Annotated in this window: 19 protein-coding genes; 5 read left to right on the plus strand and 14 right to left on the minus strand. The window is 65.1% G+C overall.

Annotation, left to right across the window (positions count from 1 at the left end; all coding sequences use genetic code 11):
- The first annotated feature begins 146 nt into the window (after positions 1-146).
- The 3 genes from K1X59_RS03670 (at position 147) to K1X59_RS03680 (ending at position 2,015) form a co-directional block, all read left to right on the plus strand.
- On the plus strand, positions 147-788 hold the full coding sequence (locus tag K1X59_RS03670) for a uracil-DNA glycosylase (protein WP_029266173.1): 642 nt from the start codon (positions 147-149) through the stop codon (positions 786-788).
- A 148-nt stretch (positions 789-936) separates the two neighbouring features.
- Positions 937-1,425: a hypothetical protein gene (locus tag K1X59_RS03675; protein WP_029266170.1), complete on the plus strand. Its 489-nt coding sequence runs from the start codon at positions 937-939 to the stop codon at positions 1,423-1,425.
- 188 nt (positions 1,426-1,613) lie between these two features.
- On the plus strand, positions 1,614-2,015 hold the full coding sequence (locus K1X59_RS03680; RefSeq protein WP_197971866.1) for a DUF3224 domain-containing protein: 402 nt from the start codon (positions 1,614-1,616) through the stop codon (positions 2,013-2,015).
- A gap of 59 nt (positions 2,016-2,074) precedes the next feature.
- Here K1X59_RS03680 and K1X59_RS03685 read toward each other — a convergent pair whose 3' ends face one another.
- From K1X59_RS03685 to K1X59_RS03705, 5 genes are all read right to left on the minus strand, one after another.
- Positions 2,075-3,187, minus strand: coding sequence for a hypothetical protein (locus tag K1X59_RS03685; RefSeq protein ID WP_183151868.1), 1,113 nt, complete (start codon positions 3,185-3,187; stop codon positions 2,075-2,077).
- Entirely contained in the window at positions 3,096-3,800 is a 705-nt protein-coding gene (locus K1X59_RS03690; RefSeq protein WP_183151869.1) for a GIY-YIG nuclease family protein, read from the minus strand. The genes K1X59_RS03685 and K1X59_RS03690 overlap by 92 nt, the downstream gene beginning before the upstream one ends.
- Complete coding sequence (locus tag K1X59_RS03695) at positions 3,797-3,994, minus strand: hypothetical protein (RefSeq protein WP_071327683.1); 198 nt, start codon at positions 3,992-3,994, stop codon at positions 3,797-3,799. The genes K1X59_RS03690 and K1X59_RS03695 overlap by 4 nt, the downstream gene beginning before the upstream one ends.
- A gap of 79 nt (positions 3,995-4,073) precedes the next feature.
- A complete protein-coding gene (locus tag K1X59_RS03700; RefSeq protein WP_029266162.1) occupies positions 4,074-4,724 on the minus strand; it encodes a hypothetical protein in 651 nt (216 codons plus the stop codon).
- Entirely contained in the window at positions 4,721-4,966 is a 246-nt protein-coding gene (locus K1X59_RS03705) for a hypothetical protein (RefSeq protein ID WP_029266161.1), read from the minus strand. The genes K1X59_RS03700 and K1X59_RS03705 overlap by 4 nt, the downstream gene beginning before the upstream one ends.
- A 150-nt stretch (positions 4,967-5,116) precedes the next feature.
- Between K1X59_RS03705 and K1X59_RS03710 the strand changes: the two genes are divergently transcribed.
- On the plus strand, positions 5,117-5,464 hold the full coding sequence (locus K1X59_RS03710; RefSeq protein WP_029266159.1) for an Lsr2 family protein: 348 nt from the start codon (positions 5,117-5,119) through the stop codon (positions 5,462-5,464).
- Positions 5,465-5,875: 411 nt separating this feature from the next.
- On the opposite strand, the gene K1X59_RS03715 is transcribed toward K1X59_RS03710, so the two are convergent.
- A complete protein-coding gene (locus K1X59_RS03715) occupies positions 5,876-6,157 on the minus strand; it encodes a hypothetical protein (protein ID WP_029266155.1) in 282 nt (93 codons plus the stop codon).
- Between the two features lie 29 nt (positions 6,158-6,186).
- Here K1X59_RS03715 and K1X59_RS03720 point away from each other — a divergent pair, with 29 nt between their 5' ends.
- Complete coding sequence (locus K1X59_RS03720) at positions 6,187-6,330, plus strand: hypothetical protein (protein WP_156040315.1); 144 nt, start codon at positions 6,187-6,189, stop codon at positions 6,328-6,330.
- A 5-nt stretch (positions 6,331-6,335) separates the two neighbouring features.
- Here K1X59_RS03720 and K1X59_RS03725 read toward each other — a convergent pair whose 3' ends face one another.
- The 8 genes from K1X59_RS03725 to K1X59_RS03760 all read right to left on the minus strand — a co-directional run bounded on the left by K1X59_RS03725 (position 6,336) and on the right by K1X59_RS03760 (position 14,305).
- Positions 6,336-6,635: a hypothetical protein gene (locus K1X59_RS03725; protein WP_029266153.1), complete on the minus strand. Its 300-nt coding sequence runs from the start codon at positions 6,633-6,635 to the stop codon at positions 6,336-6,338.
- Positions 6,636-6,655: 20 nt separating this feature from the next.
- A complete protein-coding gene (locus tag K1X59_RS03730; RefSeq protein ID WP_143049226.1) occupies positions 6,656-7,000 on the minus strand; it encodes a hypothetical protein in 345 nt (114 codons plus the stop codon).
- 362 nt (positions 7,001-7,362) lie between these two features.
- The gene (locus K1X59_RS03735) at positions 7,363-8,073 is read right to left on the minus strand and encodes a hypothetical protein (RefSeq protein WP_102207978.1); all 711 of its coding nucleotides are present in this window, start codon (positions 8,071-8,073) and stop codon (positions 7,363-7,365) included.
- Positions 8,074-8,644: 571 nt separating this feature from the next.
- Positions 8,645-9,511: a metallophosphoesterase gene (locus tag K1X59_RS03740; RefSeq protein ID WP_051667912.1), complete on the minus strand. Its 867-nt coding sequence runs from the start codon at positions 9,509-9,511 to the stop codon at positions 8,645-8,647.
- 286 nt (positions 9,512-9,797) lie between these two features.
- Positions 9,798-11,204: a relaxase/mobilization nuclease domain-containing protein gene (locus K1X59_RS03745; protein ID WP_029266145.1), complete on the minus strand. Its 1,407-nt coding sequence runs from the start codon at positions 11,202-11,204 to the stop codon at positions 9,798-9,800.
- Positions 11,205-11,206: 2 nt separating this feature from the next.
- Positions 11,207-11,725, minus strand: a complete 519-nt coding sequence (gene mobC / locus K1X59_RS03750) for a plasmid mobilization relaxosome protein MobC (protein WP_029266142.1) — start codon at positions 11,723-11,725, stop codon at positions 11,207-11,209.
- 303 nt (positions 11,726-12,028) lie between these two features.
- A complete protein-coding gene (locus K1X59_RS03755; protein WP_029266140.1) occupies positions 12,029-12,445 on the minus strand; it encodes a hypothetical protein in 417 nt (138 codons plus the stop codon).
- Between the two features lie 39 nt (positions 12,446-12,484).
- The gene (locus K1X59_RS03760; RefSeq protein WP_051667911.1) at positions 12,485-14,305 is read right to left on the minus strand and encodes a hypothetical protein; all 1,821 of its coding nucleotides are present in this window, start codon (positions 14,303-14,305) and stop codon (positions 12,485-12,487) included.
- Between the last annotated feature and the right edge of the window lie 127 nt (positions 14,306-14,432).

The raw sequence follows: 14,432 nt of genomic DNA on the forward strand, positions 1-14,432 counted from the left end.
GGATCACCGCGGGCCCCCGCGGGTGTCCGGTTCTGGGGACGAGGCTGGGGAGGCCTCACGCGGGATGCCTCATGGGTGGCGACTCCCTCGGTCGCACGTGCGGCATCCCGCACACCCGGACGGACGCTGGCTGATACCGTCGGCGCATGCCCCGACGTATGGCGGACCCTGAGTTTCGACAGCAGCAGTGGGACGATCGCTATGCGCTGCACATCGCGCCGGTCAACGAGTACGTCGACGAACTGCGTGAGGTCGGCCGCGGGTGGGCGCCGTACGTCGCGCCCCTTCATGGTGGAGTCGAAGCGCGGGTGCTGAGCATTCTTCGCGATCCAGGGCCCGCGACGCAGGACGGCAAGGGTTCGGGCTTCATCTGCGTCGAGAACAACGACGGCAGCGCCGAGCTTCAGGCGGTCCTGCTCGAGCAAGCAGCGCTATCTCCGTACGAGCTGCTGCCGTGGAATGCGTACCCCTGGTACATCAACCGCGCCCCGAAGGCGGCTGAGCTGGATGCCGGCGTCCAGACGATCCTGCACCTGCTGGAACTCGCGCCGAGGCTGAAGGTCGTGCTACTCCAGGGTGGTGATGCGGATCACGCCTGGCGCCGGTTGCTTAGGCAGTCCCCTGAGATCGAGCGTGAGCGGGGTCTCACCGTCGTTCGGACGTTTCACCCTTCGCCGCAGGCTCTCTTCGTGCGGGATCTCGAGGAGAGAGCTGCACGCGTAAAGCGACGAGCCGACGCGTTCGTCGAGGTGGCAGGTCTGCTCGAGCCCGTGCGATCGACGCCATGACGGGCACGGGGAGCTCGCCACGCGAGCGCTGATGACCGTCCGGTAACGATGGTCATCAGCGCCTTTCGCGTCTCGCACTGAGAACCGAAGGTGTCAGTAGGCGCTGATACGGTCAGCGTCGACATCAACCTGCTCGGAGAGGCATCCCTTGAACATCACAGCACCCAAGCTCGGCGCGACCATCGCACTTCTGGCACTCCTCGGCATCAGCGCCGTGGGGTGCGCATCTCCCGAACCGTCCAGCTCGTCGTCTGGCGGCGAGTCCTCCTCGTCCGAGACCGAGCAGGTCCAGGAGGAGGAAGCTCCGGAGCCGGTGAGTCTGGAGGGCTCCTGGAAGCAGAACAACTCCAACTCCGAGGACGCGTGGCAGGAGGCCACGATCACCGGTGACACGATCGAGGTCCACTGGGTCGCCGACGGCGGTGACACGAAGTCGCTGTACTGGGCCGGCACCGTCGAGGTCCCGGCAGAGGGCGACTCGTTCACCTTCGATTCGGCGAACGACACGTCCAAGACCGAGTCCTCGATCATGGCATCGAGCGACGCGACCAAGACGTTCACGTACGAGAACGACGAGCTCAGCTACGAGGTCACCGCGATGGGCACCACGATGACCGTGCGCCTCAGCCGCGAGTAAGCACTTCGCTCACTAGTCGGCACAGCCCCCACGCTCTCGGAGCGAATGGGGGCTGTTCTGTTGCAGTTGGTGGCTCGTTCCAGGCGAGTCCCGACGGACACATGGTGTCGCGAATCTTCAAGCACGCTGGTTCTCGCGCCCCGTAACGTCGAAGCCATGACAGGAAGAGGACACCGTTGAGCGCGTTGATGGGCGAAGAGATCAGGACCGCGGAGGTCAGTGGCGACATGAGGACGGCAAGAGGAACGTTCGAGGTGTCGCTCGAGCCCGCGGAGCACGATCAGGCGGGCATCCGCCGAATGGTCATCACCAAGACATGGCGGGGTGACCTTGCCGGGCAGGGGGCCGGGACGATGCTCGCAGCTGGCGATCCGGCAACCGGAAAGGCGGGCTATGTCGCCGTGGAAACCGTTGACGGCGAGCTCGACGGGTTGCGCGGAGGCTTCGCGTTCCAGCAGTTCGGAACGATGACGGCACCCGACCAACAGCTGCGCTACGAGATCGTGCCCGGCTCGGGAACCGCGGACCTGGCAGGAATCACCGGAACGCTCGACCTCGAGATCATCGACGGGAACACCGCTACCTGTTGACCTACGCGCTGAGCTGACAGCACGGGTGAAGCGCAAGCGGCTCGCCTGTTGAAGGTGTCTCAGGCCTGACTGAGATTGCTCGCGGCTTCAGTCTGCTGGTCAGGCGCGGCGGCGTCGAAGACGCGCGTTCTGATGACCTGGTCGACGCCGACGAGGCCGGCGAGCTTCACTACATCGCGGCCGCCCATGATGCGGTTCAACATGAACTGCGGCGGGAAGAGGTCCAGCAGCGGGTTCTCACCGTCGAACGACCGCGAGGTCCTGGCGGCGAAGATGCGCGTGGTGTCGAGAGCTCTGAAGCTGTCGATCGAGAGGATGGACGTTCGGGGATCGGGCCAGATCAACCGGTCCAGAGGCTTCGCACCGGTCCAGTGCTGCTTGATGCGCTTCATCACTCCGACCGAGGCGTTCGTCGCGCCGACATACGCCTGGCGGTACTCGTCGAGCACCATGACGTAGAGGCCGGGCACCCCATCCCACTTCGTGAGATCGGTGACCTCGGTCATGCCCGGTTGGCTGGTGATTGCCGCCTGCAGCGCGGCATCGAACTCGGCAGTGTCGAGGGAGGCGAAGTGCGCCATGTTGAGGTCGTAGTTCGCCAGTGCCAGCTCCTGGAGGAACGAGCACCATGCGTCTGTGTAGATGCGGTGGTCGGGGTCCTCGTATCTGTCGTCGATCGCGTCCCAGAGATACGGGTCCTCCTCGCGGTACCAGCGTTGCAGGGAGGAGCGCTTGTTGATCCGGGCGTAGGTCTCGCGCGACATGCGGAGGCCGAGCTCGCGGCTGCCGCGGACCTTGAGTCCGAAGTGCACGGCGCTTTCGACCGGACTGGTGCCTGCTCGGCGACCACGCTGCGACGAGACGGCGACCCCCCAGATCTTCCGGGCTGGTCGCGGATGCCACCGGTGCCAGAAGAGCACGTGACCGGAGTCGACGAGCATCTGCAGGGACGCGTTCGCGTCGGCGCCGATGTCGACGTTGAAGATCCGCGCAGGGTCGAACTCGAGATGCTCGCCCTCGGGGATGATGCTCTGCTGGTTCAGCTCCCACGGATCAGCATCGAGCACTAGGTAGCCGGAGTCAGTCAGCTCTCGTCGCAGCTGTGCAGCGTGCTCGGTCGACGGCGCCCAGACGAGTGTCTCGCGCGGAGTAGCGGTGATCTCGAGTTCCACGATGGCGTTCAGCCCTCGGGGCGCCACGCGGCGGCCTCGGCGGCCATCGCGGCTCGAGCAGCCGAGAGCCGGGGAGCCTGCCGGGGTTCTTGTCCAAGTTGATCGGTGGTGTGAGGCGCACGATGACGCTGGTCTCGACGTCGCCGAGCGGGACCCGCATGTCCGCTGGCGCCGGCCAGACAGAGAGCTGGAGGCGCGCGTGCATCCACTCGTTGAGGCGTGCGTCGCCGCCGTCGGCAAGGGCGTAGTTCGCGAAGCGCTCCGGCTTCGCGAGGTTGCGCGGGACCGCATGCAGATCGAGGAAGTCGCGCAGGAGGGCGGCGAACGACCGCCGGACCGTGGACCCGCCGGTGCGGGGCTTGGACTTCGGGTTCGTGGCGAAGTGACCGTTCAGGTCGCGCGAGACCAGGCTCTCCTCGGCCTTGCCGACGTACAGGGGATGATCCGGAGCCGGCTCAAGCTGGAGATCCCGCCAGGCCTGCTCGTCGCCGTAGATGGCGTACAGTCCGGGACGGGCGGGGACGAGTTGCGCGGCCTCCATGATCGCCCAGCGCTCTCCGGTGAGCGCGGCGACGGCAGGATTGGTGAGGTCGTGCAGGGAGTCAGCGCTCACGCCGAGGTCCTGCCGAAGTGCGCACGAACCTCGTCGGCCTGCTCGGGGGTCAGCTCCCAGCGCTGGTTCTTCAAGTGGTCGGGGTAGCGCTCGCGCAGATAGCGGCGCACAGTGATGCCGGGCCGATCACCGTCGTTGTGACCGAGTTCGCGGCCGAGCTCGGCGGGGGTGATGACGTCGTGCGATGCGCTCATGAGGTCATCATGCACGATGCCCTCGTTGACCGCATTCCCACGGATTGTCCTCGAAGGTCGGCAGTGTCCCGGGTTGTTCTCAGTGCTGCAGGCCATCTTCTCGCTGAGGTGCGGAGGAGCCAGCAAGACCATACCGATCGAGGTGCACACCGCGAAGCTCGGGGAAGGCATCGGAGACGCGCTTCGGTGGCGCGGGAGTCCGCGGCACCTTCGGGGCGGGGGTGTGCTGAGCCGCACTCTGCAAGCTGGACCGAACCATGTGCGAGGTGAACTGTCGCGGCCGCATCATCAGCCGGCCGTTCCATGCGGGACCGAGATCGATGAGGTGATGGTCGGAGGAGACGATCACGTCCGCGTCGACGGCGGGGTCCTTCGCGAGGGCGAGGATGTTATTGTCCTCGTGATTCCCGATGGCATAGTCGCGGACGACCGGGTCCACGATCGCGCCTCCGGAGTCGTCGCAGGCCTCGGCGACGAACTCGATGTACTTGGCCGTGGTTCGTTCAGACTGCCCGGAGGCGATCATCAGGCGGTGGACGTTCCGCAGGATGTGCGGCGAGGTGAACAAACGCACCTGCTGATCGAACGCGAGCGAGAGAGCGTCGGATGCCGCCGAAGGGGAGGGGAGCTTGTCGGGGAGCAGCATTCCGGTGCCGCTACGGATGTGGTCGAGGTAGACGTTGATGTCGTAGACGACCGCGATCCGAGGGCGCTCCCGCTGGCTGTTCATGAGGTTCCCAAGTCCTCGATGAGCTTGAGCGTTTCCTCGGTCGTGTAGACCTTGCCGCCGCGCTCTTCGAGCATCTCGGCGTGCAGATCGTTCATCTGCTGGACGCGGAGCTTCTTCTTGAACTCCTTCATGGCGACGCGCAGGAATTCGCTGCGGTTGCCGCCGCCGAACGCATCGGCGAGCTCCTGGAGCAAAGGGACGTCCGTCTCTTCGACGGCGAAACTGATCGGTCGTGCAGCCATTCGAGGCCTCCAAGCGTGTTAGTAATGCATTAGTAATGGTACGTCGAGAGGTCGACATCGACAAGAGTGGTCTCGAATCCCGCACGCAGTTCGCGGGATATCGGCCACCATTGCGATTCGGCTTAGATGCTGGCTGATATGTTCGGCGGCATGGCCCGCAAAATCGTGCATCAGCTCGTCGACGACATCGACGGAGAAGTCCTGGAAGTCGGATCCGGCGAGGCGGTGACCTTCTCCCTGAACGGCACCGCGTACGAGATCGATCTGTCCGAGAAGAACGCAGCAGCGTTGCGAGAGGCCTTTGAGCCGTGGATCGCGGCAGCCCGCCGGGTGTCCGCCGGCGGTACTCGCGGAGGCCGTGGGCGCCGGAACTCGCAGGGCGCCGCCAAGCGCGACCTCTCGGCAATCCGCGCGTGGGCGAAGGAGAACGGTCACCAGGTCTCCGACCGCGGCCGCGTCCCCGACGCGGTGCAGCAGGCGTACGACGCCGCGCACTGAGGCCGCCGTGGGAGAGGCGCGCGGGTTCGAGCAGGGGACGAACTGGAAGGCGAAGAACGCCGCGAGTATCCGTCTGCGCGTCGGCGACGGAAAGAAGCACCCGGTTCGTTCCTCTGATGGCGCCCCGCGGCTTACGTCTGAGGAGCAGCGGCGAGCGGACGTCCTGCGTGAGCAGGAGCGTGAACGCATCGCGAAAGAGCGCCAGGCGCGCGCGGGGCGCGCACGTGGGCAACGGCGTGAGGCCGGGCTCGACGCACGCCATGCTGAGCGCGATCACACACCAAAGGGGTGGGTGCCGGCGAACCGGCGAGGGTACGTCGATCCGCTCGCAGGCAGCTGATCCACGGCCGACGGCGCCGCTCAAGAAGAAGAAGTTCCGTCGCGGCCGCCGCGAGCTACAGTAGCTGAATCTCAGCGGTACTGACGAGCCTGCGCCGCGAGAATCGCTTCGCGCATCACGTCGCCGAGTTCGGCGACGATGATCTCGATGCCGGCGTCGCGGATGGAAGCCGTCAGCCACGCGCCCGGGCGATGCAGGTAGCTGGCCGCCGCCTCGTCAGCCACGGCGAGGATGAGCCGGGTCGCACCGAGCTTCTGACCGGCCCAGGCGAGTTTGAACGCGTCGGTGGCGAGCTTGCGGGGCTGCGCACCCTTGAGTGCGCCGATACGGGCGTAGGCCTCCACGAGGACCATGCGGTCTGGGGTCGCCCGTCGATCTCCATGTGGGCGTCATCGATCGCGATCCGAGCGGGAGTGAGCGCGACGCCCAGCTGCTCGGCGACGGCCGCGACGATCGCGCGCTCCGCCATGCGCTGCTCCGCCATGCGCTGCTCGGCCGAGTCGGAGGCGTGCGGGGTGGCGGATGACGGACTCATTCCGCGGCCACCAGGTCCGCGCACCCGATGGCGAACTTCGACGTATAGTCGACATGGCCACAGGCACTGCTTTCTGCAGCCTGGAGCTGGTCGCTCGAGACGGGCGCTTTGCCTGCAGCGGCGTGGAGAGCGTTCACTGCTGCGAGCATCTGCTCGCGTTCATAGAGAACCCATCCGAGCTCCGTGTTGCCGTCCTCGAGCTGGACAAATTCCTGGCGCCGATAGCGCGTCTGCTGAGCACGCGTGAGCGTAGTGCGAAGGTATTCGAGGTCTTGAGACCAGGTACGGGCGGTCATGACACCCTCCTTTCGGGTCTCTACGCCAAGCCGAGGCCTAGGGTCTTCGCGAACGACTCGAGCGTCACGGTGAGTCCAGGCGAGCTGAGTTCGATGTCCGCGGTCGGGCTCACCGGCAGGGCGTCTTCGGCGCGCTCCCACAGCGCCGCGGCGCGAGCCTCGGGGAGCTGCGGACGCTGCGCGATGGTGCGGGGGCGGTAGAAGACGCCGTCGACGTCGGGATATGCCTGGTGGATGGCGCGGGCCCACGGCCGGGACAGCGACCGATCGCCAGTGTTGATCTGATCGTTCCCGCCGACGTCCGTGACCCAGGTGCTGTCGATAAGGTCGAGGAGTGTGATCTCGCGGGTGGTCGCGAACAGCACGAACCGAGGCTGCGTGCCCCCGGTCCCTCCCGCTCCGACGCCACCGCGTTCGATGACGCCTCGGTCGCTGAAGCACTCTGATAGGCAAACGAGCAGGAGGCTCTGAACTGCCGTCTCCGGTGGAACCGTGATCTGGGGCGTGACGTAGGTCACGGCGTGGTTCGGATGGTGACCCACGGGATCGGGGTGGTGATCGAATCGGCTCCCCGTGGGCCCGAAGTGGCGGAGCTCGTGCCACCGGGCAGGGTGAGCGCCGCCGGCGTCGTAGATGCGTCCGAAGATCGTGCCGGCCGGCAGCGTACGGACAGCGCTCGGGGGGAGAGGATGCGGGAACTTCGATGCGTCGGGGGCAGGAAGCGCGCTCATCGGATCGAGAACGCCTGCTCGGCCAGCGCCGCGACAGGTTCTGCGGGCTTGCCGGCTGCGAGCCACTGGGCAGGAGTCAGCTCGCCGTCTCCCAGGTCGGGGTGAGCGTGAGTGAGGAAGTACTCCACGGCCACGGGGTTCGCCCCTTCGGGCAGCGCTCGGCTCACCGTTCCCCAGCCCGGGAGCTCACCGTGGTCGGTGAACTGGAACGTCGGGAACCGCAGGCCGCGGCCGGGGCCCGGGATCGCGAAGAGAGTCCCCTCGCCGTGGCGCTGGCGCACTCGGCCTTCGGTCACGTCGAGCAGTTCTGCGACGCGCTTAGTCGGCAGCGCCTCAGCGAGGATGTCCTGCTGGCGGAGGGCCGTGAGCACGCTGGGGCGCTCTTCGACAGGCAGCGCGTTCTCCGGCTCAACGAGCGAGCCGGCTGCGCGCAGTGCGTCCAGCTCAGCCTCCGTCAGCGACGAGTGCCCAGGCTCTTCCTCGAGCCGGAGCGCCTTGTTCACGCCCTGCAGGATGCTGATGAGGTGAGCGCGCCGACCGCTGGAGCCCAGCACGTTCAGCTCGTGCGCGAGCTCCTCGGCCTCGTGGTCCGTGAATTCCACAGGACCGACGATCTTGATGGTGATCTCGCGACCTTCGTCCGACCGAGTCGCCGTGAGGTATGCGCGTCGATCGCTGCGGAGGGGGTGTGCGGTTGCGTTCGACATCATCGGATCCTAACGGTCATTAGCGAGTATAGCTTGCGTAAGCGGCGGGGGGTCACTGTTGATGCAGAACCTCAGCGATCAGGTCGACATCGTCGTAGTCGGCGCGGCCGGGGCAGGCGCCCGTGACCTAGCTATCGACGTCCCGCGTCGATGTGTTCAGAGCGACGTGACCACGTAGCTGCGTGGGCCGGCGTGCGCGCAACGTGAGCTGCCCCGCGAAATAAACAAAGTAAATACGATTCGGCTCATCGAGTTCAGCATCGAGCCGGGTTCATCATCATCCAGGCCGCTGGCGGTCCAATGACACACTTAGCTCCATCGGCGTCCGCTGAGGTCTCATTCCCGTGATTAGAAGGGCAGAGAGGTCAGATTTGTGCCACGCCCGGAGACGAGTTCTGGGCGGATGAGCACAGGGCTCAGCGGAATGCTCCTACGGAGCTGGGGCGCTCGCTAAGCCCCCAGCAACCGGTTCGGGGCAGCGCGATCTGCGCCTCGAAGTGGAGAGCGCATGAGGCCAGTCGCTTCCGGGCTGCTCGCATCATCCCGCGGAGGGTGACGATCCGCCGGTCCATCAGCTGCGAACGACGGCGCCATCGCCTTGATCAGCGCGGTGCTTGTACCGTCGTCTTCCGCCGCGGATCTCGTTGAGTGGAAGTGGGCTGAACGCGAGGCCCGCGAGGTCGAGCACTCCTGCGTTGCAGGCAAACGTGTCCCGATCGAGACTGACCACGGTCCTGCCGTCCTCGCGCTCAAACTTACCGTAAACGTGCATATGGCCGTGCATGTGCAAGCGGGGGAGCGCAGCATCAGATACACGTTGCACACGCTCTCTCTGTGCAGCAGATACGGCCAACGCCTCGGGAGGAAAATCATGCGGATTGTTCGTGAGCAGCCGCTGCACCTCCGGTACCGCGATCGCTGGAGACTCGTGCGTGAGCATAAGGTCGGCCGGGCCGCCGGCAATCGCGGCGGCTTCCATCGGTTCCGTGATGAGTTCATCCTCGAACCAGTCCTTGCCCGCAGTTCGAAACGCCTTGTCGACGCTGGACGCGCCGCCGAGCGATAGCACCTCGCGTCCCGCGATCTGAAAACGGAACGGCCGGGGGATGAGCCACACGACGTCACTGACCCTGATCGCCATACCGGAGGCGCTTTCCTGCGCCGGGGTGATGTGGTTCCACTCTTCGTGGTTGCCAGGCGTGACCAGCACGCGCTCGATGCCTGTGCGCTTCGCCCAATAATCGACCGGGCCAGTCCCGGGCTGAGCATGCTCGAAACCGTAATCTCCGAGTTGAAGGATGGTGCGCAGCGATGGGTCATGCCGACGCATCGCGGGCAGCAGCGTTTGAATCCATCCAGCATTGCCGTGGAGGTCGCCCACGACCCACACGCGCTCATCCGGCAGGTCGAAGCTGTCGGCTGTCTCATGGATCTGCATCCATCCATCATGCCCGTGAGTGCCGACTCGGACATGGCGTCGACAACTCAACGTGGAGAATGCGAAACGGCCGAGATCAGTGGGCGCCGAGCGACCATATTGTGGTCATGTTCTGGCCACCCCTGCTGCCCAGCGAAATGCCGGTGTCCCGTTAGTGACCACGAACCGGCCTGTAAAGGACCAGCTGAAGCCCGCTTTTCGGACTGCCACTAGCGACTATGTAGTGTGGGCACCGTCGGACCACTATATGGACACGAGGCGGTCACCGGCCACCCACTGCACAGTGCTAGTCGCCGATGCTCCGTTCTTGGTGATCGGGCGCGGAAAGCTCCGCCTCTTCGAAGAGTGCGGGGAACCGCAGTCGCAGCGGGCGAGGCTTGGGGGAGGTCTCCTGATTCTCACCGGTGTTAGCCTGCGGCCGCGCCGATCGCGGTTGCTCGACGTCGTGCGGACGGTAGTCGGGAACCGTGACCTCCGTTTCTGGTTCCTCTGGGTCCGCGATCCGTGGCTGAGTTTCTCGGAGTTCCGACAGTCCCATTGTGCCCGGGACTGCGGGTAGCTCGGTGGGAGCGTGCGCACCGGAATTCTCGTGTTCGCTTGTCATCGCGTCGGCGTTTGACAGGGCTGTAGCCACCAGGCGTTGCGCGGCGCGATTTGCCTCCTGTGTCGCCTCGTCCAGAGCGATCATCATGCGTTTCTTGGGCGACAGTCGGCGTTCAACAGTCGTGTGTTGTGGCACGGACAATGTCACCGCGCTGTTGCGAGCGAAAGCGGTCTCAACAGCGTCCCTCTCGAAGGCCGTGCCGAGTGTGGTGCAGCGGCGTCGATCACTCGGCGTTGGATCGGCTGGGGTTCGGTCCGGATTCTCGCGAAGCATGCCGTACGAAATGCCACGGCCCTTCTTGCCGCGCTGTTCGATCTGAACGCCTCGGGTTCTACCGACTTCGACGAAGCTGTCCCAGTCGACAACGGCTGGATCGGCGAGCGTGTTCTCGATGCTCGCCCTCAGCACGGTGAGACTAAAAGGTTGCTTGTTGCGGGGCGCACCGAACTCATCCGCGAGGTCGCATTCTGTTTCCCAGATGATGTGCCGCTGCCATTCGCGAAGCTCACTGTCCGCGGTCGACCCGGCGCGGCGAAGACCGCTCGGCTCGCCCCGCTCGAAGCGCTCGTTCGCGTCGCTGAAGGCCTGCTTGAGGTCCGCTCGCTGCTCGAAGCCGCGCTGTTCAAGAACACGCTCATGTGCCTCGACAAGGCGTGCGTGCGTGACGACTGAACTGTTGAGACTGCGGCCGGTTTTGGTCTCGATGGAGTTCGCGACGAGGTGGTTGTGCACACAGCCTGTTCGCCCGTCTCGTTGTGTTACAACGAGCACCTGTCGGCCGGGGAACCTCTCTTCTGCGAGTGCTGTCCCGAGCTTCTGAGCCGTCAGCCAGTCGTCTGGCTCTTCGGGGTCCAACTCGTCCTTCGCGAAAGACTGGATGACGTGATACGCCTGGACGAACGCGCCAGGCTTGTCCTTACCCCACTTCTTGCGGACGTCGCGCATCTGCTGCTTCGCGACCGATACCAGCATGCCGCCCACGCCGGACGCCATGACGTACCGCTCGCCATCTTGCTCGGGCTTGTCATCGAGCGCATAGTTGATCAGCGCATCGGCCGACCGCGTCGAGCTCGCCACCACAACAGGCATAACTACACCGTCCCGCGCGGCGGCAGGCCATGGTCCACGAGGCGTGCGATGCGCTTCTCGATATCGTCGGGAACATCGCGTAGCTCAGCCACCGTAAGGAGAGCCTCCGAGACCTCCCCAGCGGTCACCGGGTCGCCGATATTCAGCCGCTTCGCGATCTGATTGAGGTTGCCGCCGATATGCGCGATGTGATTGCGAATCGGACCGAGCTCGTACCCGAGCCGATCGGAGATGTCGGCCAGGCCCCAGTCGGTCACGTTCGGGCCCTGGCGCTCGATAGCCAGCGCCCTCGCTTCCACCTCGGCGGCACCCTCACGGTCAGTAATGAGCAGGCGCAGAGCTTCGGAGAAGGAGACCTCTTCGAGGTCGCGTCCGGAGGACTTGGCCAAAGCTCGCCGCACGTCGTCGACGGCTCGTTCCTCGTCGTCGCTGAACCTCAGTGTGCGGCGCTTCGCAAAGTTGACGACCCTCTTCCTCGGACGACGCGGCGTCGCTTCGCTCGCCTTGCCGGTCCTCGTCATCAGGTCGTCCCCTTCGCTCGGTTCTTTGTGCAGTCTGGGCCTTTGCTTCCCCGCTCCGCGAGGGTGGTCCCAGACTACACGAATAACGGCAAGCAGTTTATCCGTCAGACATATCGCTGCGCTCCTGTCCTTGGATACTCCTTGGTCAGGCCTCCGGCCCGACACCCGGATGAAGGCTCCCGCCTCCACGCACAGGTCGTGGCGCCACCTTCCGAAACGGAGAAACCCCATCAGCGCCTCTTCGAGGGCAGATGGGGTTTCTCTACTCGCCGCGACCGCACGGGGCCGCGGGCGACGCAACGCTCAGGCGGCTGGCTGCTTGACCGCCGTCGGCGTGCTTGAAGTCGTCGCGACCAGGGCCGGAGAAGCCGCCTGCGGCGGTCTCTCAGCTGCCTGAGCAGGAACCTGACGATCACTGCCGACTGGTTGCGTCGTAGGCTGCTCCTCAATTGATAGCAGGACGGTGACAGCCTCGATGAGGCGAGCAGCGCGCTTGGCCTCGTCCTTATCGGACGTGACCTCGTAGCGGCCGTGCTTGCCATCACGAATGATGGGTGGTTCAGGCTGGACGTCGAGAAGCTCGTACAGCTGCTCGACGGCGTCACAGCGTGCGAACGCCGCGACCTTGATCGCGTCGTTCACGTTCTTGTCGTAGGCGTCCTGCTCGGCCTGCAGCGCGGCGATCTGCGCAGCTCGGAGCTGACTACGGGTCCTTCGCATGGTGTTCTCCTAACGGTGCGGTGTAGTGGTCAGCCCCGATCAACGGGGCTCGGTCTTAGGTGGGGCTACGGTCTCCTCGCCCCTACCCGGAGGTGCAAAGGGATCGCTGCCGACGTACTGGTCCAGGTCAGCAACGCTGATACCGAGAGCCGTGAGTTCGTCCGCGAGTCGTGAGGTCAGCGCTCGGGACCGCTGCAACGGCGTGTCCCACTCGGAGCGCCAGCCGGCAGTGCAGCCGGGCGTCCGGCAAGTGATAGGGAAGCCCGAGCTCGCAGCGGATCCGTGGTCGGTGGCGCATGAGGCGGTGGCCCCGTTCGCCATGAACCTAGCGATCCACGCTCGAACGTCTTCAGCGACGAACTCGCGGGTCAGTTTCACGCTCGCAAGATCCGCATCGGAGATGGCGGAATCCGGAGGCACCAGAACCCAAGTCTTGGAACGCTTGGTGGTCGGGTCCGGCTTGATCTCGTCGATCTGCCACCCTGCCTTTCGAAGATCCGGAGCCACTCGCCGGAGCTTGCCACTCATGCCACGAGGCTCGGGCCAATAGCGATCGTCCGAGGGTCTGCGCAAGAGCTCGTGAAGGGCCTTGCCGGTACCCGTCCAGCGACGTTTGATCGTCTCGGTGATCGCCACCAGGAACTGGTCGGTGCTCACGATGTCCTCGGCGACAGAATCTTGCGCCCGCCGGTAACGGCTCAGAGTGTCTGACCCCGTTGCATGATCAAGAGCGGCCAAGATCTCGGCGAAGTCCGCCATCCGAGGCTTGTTGCCGAGTTTCACGACGGGCAGCTGCTGCAAGGTCAGAACAACAAGGTCCAACAATGCACCCACCATCGAGGCGTAGCTCGCGTTCCAAGCGGAGTTCAACTCGCGTTCTGAGCGACGCCTGTCTGCGGGGATCACCTCAAGATCTCCCCAGACGCATCGCTCGGCGAGGTCGCCGTTGAGAACGCCGATATCGATACTGGTGAATCCCAGGACGCCCTGCACCTGCATGATGCGCACGTCGTCGTCGGTGTACAGCGCGCGGTCGACATCAGCTTCACCGGTCACGAATCGGCACAAGCCGTCCGACAACCAACGCGGCATCGACGACATATTGTCGAAGACCACGCCGCGCGAGTGAGCCCCGGCGTGAAGCAGCCGGTCCGCATCGTTCGGTGGGCGCCTCACCGGCGCGGTGGTCGGATCGAACAGGGAGAAGAGCCGTCGTGCACTACTGGTCTTGGCGGTTCCCTGTTCACCGAGCAGAGCCAAGGCCGGGCACGGAAGACCGACAAGGATCGTCGCAGCGACGAGCCAGCCGATGATCAAGCCGCGGTCCGAGGCCGGCAGATTGACGAACTCCCACAATGCGTCGAGGTTTCCGCCGCGCGCAGGGACGGGCAAAGGGGCGGTCACGGCGGTGCGGCGAAACAGCACGGGAAGGTCATCGTCGCCGTCGAGGATCTCCCAGCCGGCTGCCGTCACGCGGATGACCTGCTCACTGCGATCGCCGATGTCGATGAAGATCTCGTCGTCGCTGGGGCGCGCCGTGCGCAGGTGCAGCTTGATGGGCTCGAAACTCTCCTCCGCCTCGTACTCAAGCGCGCTCATCGCCTCAGTCAACGCGTTCTGCGAGGCTGTGCGAGCGGTCCGACGCCGGTACATGCCGCCGAGTTCCTTGCGGACGGAGCGTCTGCTGCCGAGGAGAGGAATCGCTACGTGACCGCCCTTGCGAACACCGAAAGGCTTGCCATCGGTATCGACGTGAAGGTCGTAGTGATCGAGGGCCAACTCAACGAGCTGCTGCGCGGTGGACCGCTTCCCGAGCGCCTCGGGGATATCGCGGTCTTCAGGTACGCTGGTGGTAGTCAAATGCAGGATCTCCTTTCAGATCCGCCATGGGGTCGCCGAGTTGCAGCTCGGTGGCCCTTTTTGTTTCTTCCGTATGGGTAGTGCTCGCTCAGGGTTCGAGCGTGATGTCGATCTTGTGGTTGCGGTC

Origin of the sequence: Microbacterium sp. Se5.02b (assembly GCF_019464375.1) — a bacterium.
Classification (GTDB): Bacteria; Actinomycetota; Actinomycetes; order Actinomycetales; family Microbacteriaceae; genus Microbacterium.

Excerpts from the sequence above, each read along its gene's own strand:
- K1X59_RS03715 (WP_029266155.1), bottom strand. The coding sequence starts at position 6,157 with ATGGTCCTCGTGGAGGCCTACGCCCGTATCGGCGCACTCAAGGGTGCG.
- K1X59_RS03725 (WP_029266153.1), bottom strand. The coding sequence starts at position 6,635 with ATGACCGCCCGTACCTGGTCTCAAGACCTCGAATACCTTCGCACTACG.
- K1X59_RS03695 (WP_071327683.1), bottom strand. The coding sequence starts at position 3,994 with ATGAGCGCATCGCACGACGTCATCACCCCCGCCGAGCTCGGCCGCGAA.
- K1X59_RS03745 (WP_029266145.1), bottom strand. The coding sequence starts at position 11,204 with ATGCCTGTTGTGGTGGCGAGCTCGACGCGGTCGGCCGATGCGCTGATC.
- K1X59_RS03755 (WP_029266140.1), bottom strand. The coding sequence starts at position 12,445 with ATGCGAAGGACCCGTAGTCAGCTCCGAGCTGCGCAGATCGCCGCGCTG.
- K1X59_RS03705 (WP_029266161.1), bottom strand. The coding sequence starts at position 4,966 with ATGGCTGCACGACCGATCAGTTTCGCCGTCGAAGAGACGGACGTCCCT.
- K1X59_RS03740 (WP_051667912.1), bottom strand. The coding sequence starts at position 9,511 with ATGCAGATCCATGAGACAGCCGACAGCTTCGACCTGCCGGATGAGCGC.
- mobC (WP_029266142.1), bottom strand. The coding sequence starts at position 11,725 with ATGACGAGGACCGGCAAGGCGAGCGAAGCGACGCCGCGTCGTCCGAGG.
- K1X59_RS03680 (WP_197971866.1), top strand. The coding sequence starts at position 1,614 with ATGGGCGAAGAGATCAGGACCGCGGAGGTCAGTGGCGACATGAGGACG.
- K1X59_RS03710 (WP_029266159.1), top strand. The coding sequence starts at position 5,117 with ATGGCCCGCAAAATCGTGCATCAGCTCGTCGACGACATCGACGGAGAA.
- K1X59_RS03735 (WP_102207978.1), bottom strand. The coding sequence starts at position 8,073 with ATGTCGAACGCAACCGCACACCCCCTCCGCAGCGATCGACGCGCATAC.
- K1X59_RS03670 (WP_029266173.1), top strand. The coding sequence starts at position 147 with ATGCCCCGACGTATGGCGGACCCTGAGTTTCGACAGCAGCAGTGGGAC.
- K1X59_RS03700 (WP_029266162.1), bottom strand. The coding sequence starts at position 4,724 with ATGAACAGCCAGCGGGAGCGCCCTCGGATCGCGGTCGTCTACGACATC.